This is a genomic window from Bacteroides sp. OF03-11BH, assembly GCF_003604005.1.
GTDB classification, from domain to species: Bacteria; Bacteroidota; Bacteroidia; order Bacteroidales; family Bacteroidaceae; genus Bacteroides; species Bacteroides ovatus.
On the sequence record NZ_QTMW01000032.1, the window covers coordinates 1 to 12,914 of the forward strand.

A 12,914-nucleotide genomic window follows, 5' to 3' on the forward strand; every position below is an offset into this window, starting at 1 on the left:
TGTTGTATATAAAGGTTTAATACCTGTAGTTGGCCGAATACTTACCTATATTCTCCATTCACCGGAACTGAATAGCACGGATTACTTCTCGCCGGATCTTAATTATAGCGATCATAATCCGGTGGTGATGAGGGTAAAGTTGTAAAAGAAAAGCCGAACAGAGTATCTCTCTATCCGGCTTTTCTTTTATTGTTCCTTTTTATTGCCTCTTTTTAGAATATATATCTCAAGCCAAGCTGACATCTCCAACGAGAACTGATGTTTGAGATTTCTTTAAATGGATCATAATCGGCACCTTGTGTATATTGAAACGCTCCATTTCTTGCAGCTGTAATAGGAGTATATGAATTATTAGACATATAACTTTCTAACCCCCACTTTCTATTCAATAAGTTACCAACATTCATTATATCAACAGAGAATTGTAATGTATGCATATCCTTACCCACTTTAAACCTAAAGTCTTGTAAGAAACGAAAATCAAAATGATGCTCAAAAGACATACGGTCAGAGTTTCTTTCATAATATTCACCACGATGATCTTTCAGATACTTTGCATTACCTAAGAAAGCTTTCAGATCAGCCTTCTGTTGCTCAGGCTCCAAACCTCCCGATGCTGTAAATTGCATCGCATCAATCTGCTCGTCTGTAGGAATAAAAATCAGGTCGTTTCCATTACTACCATCACCATTCAAATCACCATAATAAGTAACATTATACGGAGCACCTGATTGTCCCGTGTACACCAAACTAACCGTTGACTTAAAATGTTTTGCATATTCTTTGCCATAAGAAAGAGAAGCCACAATACGATGAGGAATACTATAATCAGATACAGATAATTCTGGAGCATTAGGATTACCCTTTATTTCATTATATCTCCAATTTGAATAAGCTACAGAAGAAGATGCAGAGTTTATTGATTTACTCTCTCCGTAAGTATAAGCCGCCATTACGTCCAAACCAAAATTGAATGATTTCTCAAGCTTTAAAGATACATTATATGTATACCCCTTGCTCGTATTATCCAATAACATTATATCGGTATATCCACTGTTTTGTTTCTTAAACATGGGTCTGTTATCGAAGGAAAGCGATGAGTAAGTAGAACCCACAGTTGCATCACCATCCATTTCATAATTTAAATTACGATAGTATATATCATTCAGTGTTTTTGAATAAAGACCTTCCAATGTCATTCTTACATCTCCAGGGAGAGTATATTCAAAAGCTAAATTTGCACGAAGATTTTGGGCAAATTTAAAATCTTTAGAGAAAACATCGACTTCAGTAGTTGATGCTGTAGCATTTTGTAACATAGCTGCTTGCCCTTTAGGATCTACATTAAAATAGAAAGCATCACCTAAATCCCCAATAGCTTTACTATTCAAAGAATATTTCTCAAATTCAATACCTGTATTCGAAAAACTATTACTCAACCATACAAATGGAATACGTCCTGTGAAAACCCCAAGACCTCCTCGTAACAAAGCTTTGCCATCATCTGTCAACTTCCAGCGGAAGCCCAAACGCGGAGACCACAAAGGTGTACTACTCAATTTACGATTAGTATAAACACCATATTTCTTTGCCATGTCTGTATTATTAAAGTCATCATTCTTTGTAGGGGTATCTAAGAATATGGGAATATCCATACGAATACCATAGGTCAATGTAAAACGATCAGTAGCATTCCATGTATCCTGTGCATAAAGTCCTAACTGCATAGCACCAAAGCTTGGAGCCCAGTCATCTCTTCCTGTCACATCTACCTTTGAACGTCCATAATAATAGTTGTTAACGACTCCATTTTCAAGGTCATCAATACTATTAAAAGTATATGCACCATAGAGATTCTGAATGAATAGATTTTCAAATTGATACAACTCATTATGAGTACCAAATATTAATGAGTGGTTACCCAATAACACAGAAAAGTTATCCGATAATGTAAATATGTCCTGATCCAAACGATTCGCGCATGAAGAATATTCTGTTCCCAAAAGCATAGAAGAAGCCCCTTTTCTTACTGTGATAGCTGGGAATATATCACCTTGAGGTTCGCGATTATCTCGTACACGTACATATGAAATACGAGCTTCATTATTCATATTATCACCAATACGAGAATTTAATTCTGCAGTAAGTGAATGAGTCTTGTTAGAAAAGACAAAAGCAACGTCGGAAGCATTAAGCTTGGAAGCTGAACGAGAGAAATTGTAACGTTGTGCACCTACAAAACTATAGCGAGCCGTAAACTTATTACGATCATTTATGTTCCAGTCTACTTTTGCTCCTACTTTGTCCGAACGAGTATAAATATCTTTTGGATCGAAATTAGCATTATACTTACCATCTGTCTTACTCTTCAGAATGTCTAGCACACGTTTGGTTTCTTCAACTGTAAAATTAGAGCCGTCTCCAACATTATATGCAGTAGGATAAGATTTATCCGTTTTTTCATAATTAGCAAAAAAGAACAGTTTATCTTTAATAATAGGTCCACCAATCGTAACACCCCATTGATAATCATGTTGTTTATCCAATTTAGTGCGCTTCTGCCCCTCTTCCATTTTTCCTGCAGTAGTTCCAATTAATGCTTGTGTATTTCCAAAGAAATATGCCGAACCATGAAACTTATTTGTACCAGATTTAGTGATTGCATTAATTCCACCCCCTGTAAATCCTGACTGACGAACGTCAAATGGTGCAATATTTATTTGAATCTGTTCAATAGTTTCTAATGAAACAGGTTCAACACTTGCTTGACCACCGTTAGTTCCATTTGAAGTAAGTCCAAACACGTCATTATTCATTGCTCCATCAATTTGAAAACTATTATAACGATTATTAGCACCAGCAAATGAAATCGCACCATTAGAGTTTACTGTGGCTTGAGGAGTCAGGCGAGTGATATCATTCAAACTACGACTCATCGTTGGAACTGATTCTATATTCTTCAAAGAAAAACTTGTAGCAGCTCCCGTACGGCTAGCAGTAACACCTTTCTGTCCTGTAACAACAACTTCATCTAAAAGTTCTGACGATTCTTTCAACTCAACATCCAGTTGATAGGTTTCTCCTAATTGAAGAGATATTTTATTGAATATTGCAGTCTTATAACCGACATAGGAGACTTCTACTTTATAAGGACCACCGGCACGCATTCCCTGCATTGTAAACCGACCATCAATATTTGTTATGGCACCATAACGGGTACCAGAAGCTTCATGTACCGCCATTACGGTTGCTCCTATTATTGGCTCGTTTTGCGCTGTTACTTTACCTGCTATACTAGAGGTCGTAACTTGTGCATTTACACTAGCAATAAGCAATAACATTACTAGCACTAAAAAAGATCGCATTCTCTTTAACATAAATGTAGTTGATTAGTTAATATAAATTGTTTGCTTTTAAAAACTGTGCACAAATATAATTAATAATATTTAGAACTACATTACGATTATACTACATTTTTTTAAGAGAGATAAACGTTTTCCCCTGTTATAAAATGATAAAGGCTCCACAATATTTGCAGAGCCTTTTATTTTGAAACAGAAAGCATTAGAAATGCTTCAATCTATTACTTTATACTAGTCAGTCATTAACTTTCTATAACGAACACGTTTTGGTTCTTCATTTCCCAAACGTTTCATTTTATTTTCTTCATATTCTGAATAAGAACCTTCGAAGTAGAATACATTGGAGTCTCCTTCAAAAGCAAGGATATGTGTACAGATACGGTCGAGGAACCAACGGTCGTGCGAGATAACTACTGCACAGCCGGCGAAATCTTCCAAACCTTCTTCCAAAGCACGTAGTGTGTTTACGTCGATATCATTGGTAGGCTCATCGAGCAACAGTACATTACCTTCTTCTTTCAAAGCCATCGCCAAGTGTAAACGGTTTCTTTCACCACCGGACAGTACGCCGCAGAGTTTTTCCTGATCGCCTCCAGAGAAATTGAAACGGGAAAGGTATGCACGCGCATTCACATCACGTCCCCCCATACGGATCAACTCATTACCACCGGAAATTACCTGATATACACTCTTATTCGGATCAATATCTCTGTGCTGCTGGTCTACATACGCCACCTTTACAGTCTCTCCTACTTCAAATTCTCCTTTATCCACTGTTTCCAATCCCATAATCAGGCGGAACAATGTCGTCTTTCCCGCACCATTAGGGCCAATCACACCGACAATACCATTAGGAGGAAGCATAAAGTTCAAATCGTCAAACAGCAATTTATCACCGTATGCTTTAGCCACATGTTTGGCTTCAATGACCTTATTACCCAGACGGGGACCATTCGGAATAAAGATTTCAAGTTTCTCTTCTTTCTCCTTCACGTCCTCATTCAGCAATTTGTCATAAGAGTTAAGACGTGCCTTACCTTTCGCCTGACGGGCTTTCGGAGCCATGCGTACCCATTCCAACTCACGTTCCAGTGTTTTACGACGTTTACTGGCGGTCTTTTCTTCCATTTCCATACGTTTGGTCTTCTGTTCCAACCAGGAAGAGTAGTTACCTTTCCAAGGGATACCTTCACCACGATCCAGTTCAAGAATCCATCCGGCAACGTGATCGAGGAAGTAACGGTCGTGCGTCACAGCAATAACCGTACCTTCATATTGTTGTAGATGTTGTTCCAACCAGTCAATAGACTCTGCATCCAAGTGGTTGGTAGGTTCGTCCAGCAAAAGCACATCCGGTTTCTGCAGCAACAAACGGCAAAGAGCTACCCGGCGACGTTCACCTCCGGAGAGATTTTCTACCGGCTGATCTTCAGGCGGACAACGGAGAGCATCCATTGCACGCTCCAACTTGCTATCCAGATTCCATGCATCAGTTGCATCAATGATATCTTGCAATTCACCCTGGCGAGCAAAAAGAGCATCCATCTTATCCTGATCCTCATAATACTCCGGCAAACCGAATTTCTGATTGATTTCTTCGTATTCTGTCAGTGCGTCAACAATGGGTTGCACACCTTCCATCACTACTTCTTTTACTGTCTTTGTGTTGTCTAAATAAGGTTCCTGTGCCAAATACCCCACGGAATATCCCGGAGAAAACACGACTTCTCCCTGAAAGGATTTCTCCAAACCGGCGATGATCTTCAATAACGTTGATTTACCAGAACCGTTCAAACCGATAATACCGATTTTCGCTCCATAGAAAAACGACAGGTAAATGTCTTTCAGCACATTCTTATTAGGAGTGAAAGCTTTGCTCACTCCTACCATTGAGAAGATAATTTTTTTATCGTCAGCAGCCATAATGTATGATTATATATTGTTGATAATGGCACAAAGATAAGAAAAATGTTTGAATTCTTTTGGAGTTATAAAAAAATGTTCTACCTTTGCACCCGCATTCGAAAGAAAGCACTGAAGGACTGATTCGCTAGCTCAGCAGGTAGAGCACAACACTTTTAATGTTGGGGTCCTGGGTTCGAGCCCCAGGCGGATCACAAAACATAAAATTAATCCCTTGATAATCAGTCGTTATCAAGGGATTTTCTTTTAATATTCTTCACATATACTTATTCTACAAGCATAGAGCGACACGGTAATTCGATTATAAAAGTAGTACCTATCCCCAGTTGGGAATCGACTAATATCCGCCCGTTCATCTTCTCGACGATCAATTTGCAGATAGGTAAGCCCAAACCGGCCCCTTGAGCAAAGGAATCCAATTTCTCAAACCTTTCGAATATCTTTTCAAGCATATTCTGCGGGATGCCCCGACCGGTATCTTTAACACCGATTCTGACAGATTGGTGATCTACCTCATAGAAGATTTCCACGTGTCCGGTGGCAGTGTTCTTTAAGGCATTCGAAAGGAAATTACTCAAGATCTGTTTGATACGCAGTCTATCCAGTTCTACCAGAGAATCATGTGCCGGATAGTTAGTCAGAAGTTCAACGCCGGATGGTACTTGATGAGCATACTCCGCTACACTCTCGTCAAGAAGCTCGGTAAGATTAACCCAGTCCGGACGCAATTCCAGATAACCGGATTCTATTTTAGAAAGATCAATTACATCATTAATCAGATTTAATAATAGTTTGTTGTTATGTCCAATCAGAGAATTATATAGTTCCTTTTCCGCTGCATTTTCCGTACTAGTCAACAGGCTTGAAAAGCCGACAATAGCATTTAAAGGAGTACGGATTTCGTGACTCATATTAGCCAGGAAAGCAGACTTTAACCGATCGGACGCTTCAGCTTTATCACGTGCCTTGACAAGCATTTCTTCTGTCCTTTTCAGTTCTGTGATATCATAATTGATGCTGATAATTTCGATAATCCGGTCTTGCGGGGCATATTTCTTCACTAACAGATTGACATGCGTCCATGTGTATGTGCCATCCTCCCTAAGGACACGCATCTCTTTGCTAAGTTGGGTGGTAAGTCCATTTCGTGCGTCGTCCAGAAAACGAATCAACAAGGCACGGTCATCGGGGTGGAAATGCCGGTATGTGCCAAAGATGTCGGACAACGGAGTTTCATACGCTTCACCCACATTTCTGTACCAACTTTTTTGGGCATAGCCGTGTCCACTCAAAATATTGAAGTGGGCATAACCGACCTTGGCATAATCACCGACCAGTTCAAAGAACTCCTCAAACTCCTGAATCTTATTATAGGCTACCGTTGTTTCTGTCTTATCCGCATTAATCAATAGATAGTTTATTGGTTGGTGTTCGCTATCATATAATGTAGTCACTTTAGTCACTAAATCAATTGTGCCCTGTTTCTGGGTATTCTGATAATACGAACCAACCTTCGAGAAGTCATAACGGAAAGTAAAGTCGGCATCTTCATTTTTCTTCAGCCGTTCTTTCATTTCTTTCGGAAAAATAGGATTATCAAAAATATTGATACCCAATACATCTTCTTTCTTCTCTATATGAAACATTTCTAATTCCTTATCGTTCAGATCCACCAATACCCCATCCATATCGTATAATTCGATACCAATAGGCAAATACTTGAAAATGTTAGATAAAAGACGCTCACTGTATTGCAAAGCTTGGTAAGCAGATGCCATATCAGGACCATCTTGCACTTCGGATATACCATAGATGACTTCGTTTCCGTCTTCATCCGTTTCTTGAAAGCATACCTTGCTACGTACCCAAACAGATCCTTTCACCGTATCAAGCAAATACACCACCTCCGGCCATTGATACACACCAAAGGAATGAAAAGTTGCAGAATGTTGCTCCTCTTTCTGAATACGTTTATTGAAATCGTCAAAACTGATAACTCCGGTCTGATCCAGACCTAATAACTCTACTATAAAGTCAGAACATTCATAATTCGCAGTTGATAAATTGGCTTTCCACCATCCCATATTAGCGTTAGCCATCAACTGCGAGAAAAAGGTAAAATCTTGTAGTCTATTCATAACGCTATTTATCATTTTATTATTTTTCGGGCGCAAAAATACAGATTGGTAACAAATCTAACTTTCAGAAAGACACTTTTTTAGCATATTATAAGAAGATTATTTGTGATTAAACTAAGAAATTTCCGGTTAAAACTTTCTCTAAAAGAGATTATTTCAACCGGAAATTTTACAATCGTCAAGTTCCTTATTTTACTTTTTCAAGGACTGATAAACAGCTTTTGCCATCACTTTAGCCCCTTCTTCATTCGGATGGATCTTATCCGGAAACAATTGGGGCATTCCGTCCATTGCTGCGTGAAGATCGATGACAGACAAGTTATTTTTCTTGGCAACCTTCTTTATCATCGGAATGATTTGTTTAGAGATGATATCATCGTTGATATTATCACCGGTCTGATAGGCTTTAGAAGGATAACAAAGATAAATCTTCGGTTGAGCTGGCAACGCTTTGAAAGCATCGACCATTGTTTGCAGATCTTTCGTGAAGTCGGCCTTATATTTCCAGTTGAATGATTTACTGTCATTCGTACCCAACTTGATAACAACGATATTAGGATTGAAAGCCAGCGCATCCTGATAAGCTTTTTCATTCATATAAGGATGATCGCCCTTGTTCAGCAGAGTGCGGGCACTGACTCCGAAATTCTTTACCCAATAAGCCTCTCCCAACATACGGCTCAACACGGCTGGATAACTGTCACGATCACGATTCTTGATACGTGCTCCATACGTAATACTATTTCCAATGCAAGCTACACGGATAGCATCTTTATGAGGTACTTTGAAACTACGGAGCCAAGACGTCAGTTCGTCCAGCATTTCATTCTTATAGAGGAAACCCTCGCGAATTCCCCATCCATGTCCGCCGGAAGGGTAAATATGAAGCACTGAAGAAACATTGTTCTTGTTCAGCGCCAAATAATAATTAACTCCGTTAGCAGGCGGAACGACTTTATCATCATCACTATATACGATAAAAGCACGCGGTGTATCTTTCGTCACTTGCTTTTCATTAGAATATTCAAGTTCCAATTCAGCAGAAGCATCTTTTCCCAAAAGGTTGTCGTGAGAGCCCCTATGGGTATAAGATTTATCCATCGTAATCACAGGATAAAAAAGAATCTGAAAATTCGGACGAAGTTCGGGCTTAGCATGAGTGGCAATGGTAGAAGCCAGATGTCCACCGGCAGAAGAGCCCATGATACCAATGTCATTCGGGTTCAAATTCCAGACATCAGCACTGTCACGCACCAATTTCATTGCTGCTTCAGCATCCGAAATGGGTAATGTACGATCACCGTTCGGCATCCGGTATTTTAGCACAATCAATGCAATACCTTGTTTATTGAAATAGGGCGCCCAATCACAGCCTTCGTGTTCGAATGCCAAATGTGAATATCCACCTCCCGGACACGCAACCACAGCACGCCCCGTTGCCAGTTCCGGCGCAGGAAGGAATACGCGAAGTGAAGGTTGTTCAATATCAAAAGGTTTCGGAGCATTTTGCGCTACCACTCGTGAACCTGCTAAAAAGAGAAGCAGCAAGATAAAAATAGTAGAAAATTTCTGTTTCATAGTATCTATGTACTTTGATTAATGAATAATTAGATGCGCGAAGATAGTAATTTTGCGTATCTTTGCACCCCATTTTGATTAGAAAAATTATATGCAAGGAATAAAGAATCTGACACAAGGCCCTATCAACCGTCAACTGTTTAATCTGGCAATGCCGATCATGGCAACGTCGTTTATCCAAATGGCATATAGCCTCACAGATATGGCGTGGGTAGGACGACTGGGAAGTGAAGCCGTAGCCGCCATCGGTTCTGTCGGAATCCTGACCTGGATGTCCGGTTCTATCTCCTTATTAAATAAGGTGGGATCTGAAGTGAGTGTCGGACAATCCATCGGTGCGCAAAGCCAGGAAGATGCCCGCAGTTTCGCGTCTCATAACATCACGATTGCTTTGATTATTTCCATCTGTTGGGGCACACTCCTTTTTATATTTGCAGAACCTATCATACGCATCTATGAACTCGAGGATCATATTACGGCCAATGCCATCCAATATCTGCGGATTGTTTCTACCGGATTGCCTTTTATTTTCCTTTCCGCTGCTTTCACCGGAATTTATAATGCGGCAGGGCGCAGTAAAGTCCCGTTCTTTATCAGCGGCACAGGATTGATACTGAACATCATTCTGGACCCACTCTTCATTTTCGGTTTCGGGCTGGGAACCAATGGTGCGGCATACGCTACCTGGATTGCGGAAGCAAGTGTTTTCCTGATTTTCGTCTATCAGTTGCGTTGCCGGGATGCCCTGCTTGGCGGTTTCCCTTTCTTCACGCGGCTAAAGAAAAAATATACACGGAGAATCTTTAAACTGGGATTGCCCGTAGCTACTTTGAATACGCTATTTGCTTTCGTCAATATGTTCCTTTGCCGCACCGCCTCGGAACAGGGAGGACACATCGGACTGATGACTTTTACTACCGGAGGGCAAATTGAAGCAATCACCTGGAATACCTCACAGGGATTTTCCACCGCACTAAGTGCCTTCATCGCCCAAAACTACGCCGCCGGACGAGTGGAACGGGTACTTAGAGCCTGGTATACGACTTTATGGATGACGGGAATCTTCGGAACATTCTGCACATTACTATTCGTTTTCTTCGGGAATGAAGTTTTTGCCATATTCGTCCCCGAACAGGCGGCCTACGAAGCCGGAGGTGTGTTCCTCCGTATCGACGGATATTCGCAACTTTTTATGATGCTCGAAATCACCATGCAGGGAGTATTCTACGGCATCGGACGCACCATCCCTCCTGCCATTATCAGCATCAGTTGCAACTATATGCGTATTCCGCTTGCCATCCTGTTTGTACGGATGGGCATGGGAGTGGAAGGAATCTGGTGGGCAGTCTGCATCACCACGGTTGCCAAAGGGTTAATTCTTTTGAGTTGGTTCATTATTATTAAAAAGAAGTGTTTGAGTGTTCCTTCAACGATAAAAGGATAATTATCATTTCCCTTTATTAACAAACAAAGGGGCTCATCCGAGTTATTTTAACTTAAAAAGTACACGCTTGCCAAATAATATGTATCTTTGCATTGTTATTAATAATGCGAAGTGATTCGTATAAAAACATTTTTTATAAACCAATTAAAAAACATCAACATTATGAACAAGATGAAATTTATGGTTCTCTTCATGAGTATTGCCATGATATTTGGTAGCTGTGGAAGTATGAACAACACTGGTAAAGGTGCTGCTATCGGTGGTGGTTCGGGCGCTGCACTAGGTGCGATCCTGGGAGGTGTTATCGGTAAAGGTAAAGGTGCTGCTATCGGTGCTGCTATTGGTACGGCAGTAGGTGCAGGTACAGGTGCTCTTATCGGTAAAAAGATGGACAAAGCAGCAGCAGAAGCAAAACAAATTGAAGGCGCACAAGTAGAACAGATAACAGACAACAACGGATTGCAAGCCGTGAAAGTAACATTCGACTCGGGTATTCTTTTCACTACCGGTAATGCAAATCTAAGTGCTGCTGCTAAATCTGCTTTAAGCAAGTTTGCCAACAATGTGCTCAACCAGAACCGGGATATGGACGTGTCTATCTACGGATATACCGACAACCAGGGCTGGAAAAACAGTACTGCTGCACAAAGCCAGCAAAAGAACCTGAACTTATCACAAGAACGTGCGCAAAGCGTGTCCAGTTACTTGTTGAGTTGTGGTGTTTCCACCAATCAAATCAAGAGTGTACAAGGAATGGGTGAAAGCGATCCCGTTGCAAGCAATGACACTGCTGCCGGTCGCGAACAAAACCGTCGTGTAGAAGTATACATGTACGCAAGTGAACAAATGATTAGAGATGCACAAGCAGCTACTCATTAAAAAATTACTGCGCTATACGCGCAACCTGCTGATTTTCTTCTTTACATCAACACTACTGGCAGTGATTATTTATCGTTTCATGCCGGTTTATGTAACTCCATTGATGGTTATCCGAAGCGTTCAGCAAGTTTTTTCAGGAGATAAACCCACGTGGAAGCACACGTGGGTTTCTTTTGATAAGATATCTCCCAACCTGCCGATGGCGGTCATAGCCTCCGAAGACAACCGTTTTGCCGAACACAACGGGTTCGACCTCGTAGAAATCAAGAAAGCGATGAAAGAAAACGAAACACGCAAACGGAAACGGGGAGCAAGCACCATCAGTCAGCAGACAGCCAAGAATGTGTTCTTATGGCCGCAATCTTCGTGGGTACGCAAAGGGCTCGAAGTCTACTTTACGTTTCTCATCGAACTCTTCTGGTCGAAAGAGCGAATCATGGAAGTCTATCTCAACTCTATAGAAATGGGAAATGGCATCTACGGCGCACAAGCAACCGCAAAAAATAAGTTCGGAACAACAGCCGACAAACTGACCCGGGGACAATGTGCACTCATCGCCGCCACCCTCCCCAACCCGATACGATTTAACTCGGCGAAACCTTCGTCATACATACTAAAACGACAAAGTCAGATATTACGGCTAATGAATCTAGTTCCTAAATTCCCACCGGAAGAGAAGGCCGTTGAAAAGAAAAAAAGCAAAAAAAAGAAAAGCAAATAACAAGAAAGAATTTATAACCTAGTTTAATTTACGATTAGACGATTTACAATGTACGATTGAAATAACTATTGGAATCATAAGTACTTATCTTTGCATGAGTATTCCCTCATTCACAATTCAAACTTCAATCGTACATCGTAAATCATCTAATCGTAAATAAAATAGGTTATAAAAAAGGAAGGAGCAATGAGAATCTATCTTTTTGCTCCTTCTGCTAATAAACTTGTTTGTATGCGTTATCCTCATTTATACAAAATCTTTCAATTCCTGTTGTAAACGTTGACGTGTGAAGAATATGCGGCTCTTCACTGTGCCTAATGGTAATCCTAGTTTCTCTGCGATTTCGCGGTATTTAAAACCAGATACGTGCATAGAGAAAGGAATCTTATACTCCCGGGGGAGTCCGTTGACGATGCGGTGCATTTCTTTCAGGTCGTAAGCACCTTCCGTACTTTCAAATCCTGAATCTTGTGGCAGATTTAAGTGATAATAATTATCGGTTGTGTCAACAAAAGTTTGATCGCGTACTACTTTACGGTAGTTATTTATAAAGATGTTACGCATAATAGTGTACATCCATCCTTTGAAATTTGTGTCCGGAACATATTTTTCTTCATTATCTAATGCTTTTAAAGATGTTTCCTGCAATAAGTCATTTGCTTCTTCACGGTTGGCCGTCAATTTATAAGCAAAACGAAGCAACTCTTCCTGTACTCCAATTAAATCTTTTCTGAAACTTAAACTTTTCATACTTTAATGGTTTTATGGTTAATATTTCGTTTTTCTCGATGTTTGCAAGTTTAAAGGTATTTTGCTTATCAAGCAGGGTAGGATCCGTTATTTTTTAGGGTGAAATTCTATCAATTGAC

Annotated in this window: 8 protein-coding genes and 1 tRNA gene; 4 read left to right on the forward strand and 5 right to left on the reverse strand. The window is 40.3% G+C overall.

Translation table 11 applies throughout. The annotated features are described in order from the left end of the window. Positions 1-212 precede the first annotated feature (212 nt). Both DXA54_RS19445 and ettA read right to left on the reverse strand, forming a co-directional pair. Positions 213-3,377, reverse strand: coding sequence for a TonB-dependent receptor domain-containing protein (locus DXA54_RS19445; RefSeq protein ID WP_120080451.1), 3,165 nt, complete (start codon positions 3,375-3,377; stop codon positions 213-215). Positions 3,378-3,593: 216 nt separating this feature from the next. Then, positions 3,594-5,285, reverse strand: a complete 1,692-nt coding sequence (gene ettA / locus DXA54_RS19450) for an energy-dependent translational throttle protein EttA (protein ID WP_004311592.1) — start codon at positions 5,283-5,285, stop codon at positions 3,594-3,596. A 121-nt stretch (positions 5,286-5,406) separates the two neighbouring features. Between ettA and DXA54_RS19455 the strand changes: the two genes are divergently transcribed. Continuing rightward, positions 5,407-5,479: transfer RNA gene (locus DXA54_RS19455), tRNA-Lys, on the forward strand. Positions 5,480-5,551: 72 nt separating this feature from the next. On the opposite strand, the gene DXA54_RS19460 is transcribed toward DXA54_RS19455, so the two are convergent. Together DXA54_RS19460 and DXA54_RS19465 are read right to left on the reverse strand one after the other, a co-directional pair. Next, positions 5,552-7,423, reverse strand: coding sequence for a PAS domain-containing sensor histidine kinase (locus DXA54_RS19460; RefSeq protein ID WP_120080453.1), 1,872 nt, complete (start codon positions 7,421-7,423; stop codon positions 5,552-5,554). A 192-nt stretch (positions 7,424-7,615) separates the two neighbouring features. After that, positions 7,616-9,001, reverse strand: a complete 1,386-nt coding sequence (locus tag DXA54_RS19465) for a GDSL-type esterase/lipase family protein (RefSeq protein WP_120080455.1) — start codon at positions 8,999-9,001, stop codon at positions 7,616-7,618. 91 nt (positions 9,002-9,092) lie between these two features. Here DXA54_RS19465 and DXA54_RS19470 point away from each other — a divergent pair, with 91 nt between their 5' ends. The 3 genes from DXA54_RS19470 to mtgA all read left to right on the forward strand — a co-directional run bounded on the left by DXA54_RS19470 (position 9,093) and on the right by mtgA (position 12,045). Beyond that, complete coding sequence (locus DXA54_RS19470) at positions 9,093-10,445, forward strand: MATE family efflux transporter (RefSeq protein ID WP_049702952.1); 1,353 nt, start codon at positions 9,093-9,095, stop codon at positions 10,443-10,445. A gap of 162 nt (positions 10,446-10,607) precedes the next feature. Further along, positions 10,608-11,324 carry an OmpA family protein gene (locus DXA54_RS19475; protein ID WP_008017353.1) on the forward strand — a complete coding sequence of 239 codons (717 nt, stop codon included), beginning with the start codon at positions 10,608-10,610 and terminating at the stop codon, positions 11,322-11,324. Beyond that, on the forward strand, positions 11,302-12,045 hold the full coding sequence (mtgA, locus tag DXA54_RS19480; protein WP_120080457.1) for a monofunctional biosynthetic peptidoglycan transglycosylase: 744 nt from the start codon (positions 11,302-11,304) through the stop codon (positions 12,043-12,045). The genes DXA54_RS19475 and mtgA overlap by 23 nt, the downstream gene beginning before the upstream one ends. Before the next feature lie 246 nt (positions 12,046-12,291). On the opposite strand, the gene DXA54_RS19485 is transcribed toward mtgA, so the two are convergent. Beyond that, positions 12,292-12,795: an RNA polymerase sigma factor gene (locus DXA54_RS19485; RefSeq protein ID WP_008022098.1), complete on the reverse strand. Its 504-nt coding sequence runs from the start codon at positions 12,793-12,795 to the stop codon at positions 12,292-12,294. Positions 12,796-12,914 lie beyond the last annotated feature (119 nt).

Excerpts from the sequence above, each read along its gene's own strand:
- DXA54_RS19445 (WP_120080451.1), bottom strand. The coding sequence starts at position 3,377 with ATGTTAAAGAGAATGCGATCTTTTTTAGTGCTAGTAATGTTATTGCTT.
- ettA (WP_004311592.1), bottom strand. The coding sequence starts at position 5,285 with ATGGCTGCTGACGATAAAAAAATTATCTTCTCAATGGTAGGAGTGAGC.
- DXA54_RS19460 (WP_120080453.1), bottom strand. The coding sequence starts at position 7,423 with ATGAATAGACTACAAGATTTTACCTTTTTCTCGCAGTTGATGGCTAAC.
- DXA54_RS19465 (WP_120080455.1), bottom strand. The coding sequence starts at position 9,001 with ATGAAACAGAAATTTTCTACTATTTTTATCTTGCTGCTTCTCTTTTTA.
- DXA54_RS19470 (WP_049702952.1), top strand. The coding sequence starts at position 9,093 with ATGCAAGGAATAAAGAATCTGACACAAGGCCCTATCAACCGTCAACTG.
- DXA54_RS19475 (WP_008017353.1), top strand. The coding sequence starts at position 10,608 with ATGAACAAGATGAAATTTATGGTTCTCTTCATGAGTATTGCCATGATA.
- mtgA (WP_120080457.1), top strand. The coding sequence starts at position 11,302 with ATGCACAAGCAGCTACTCATTAAAAAATTACTGCGCTATACGCGCAAC.
- DXA54_RS19485 (WP_008022098.1), bottom strand. The coding sequence starts at position 12,795 with ATGAAAAGTTTAAGTTTCAGAAAAGATTTAATTGGAGTACAGGAAGAG.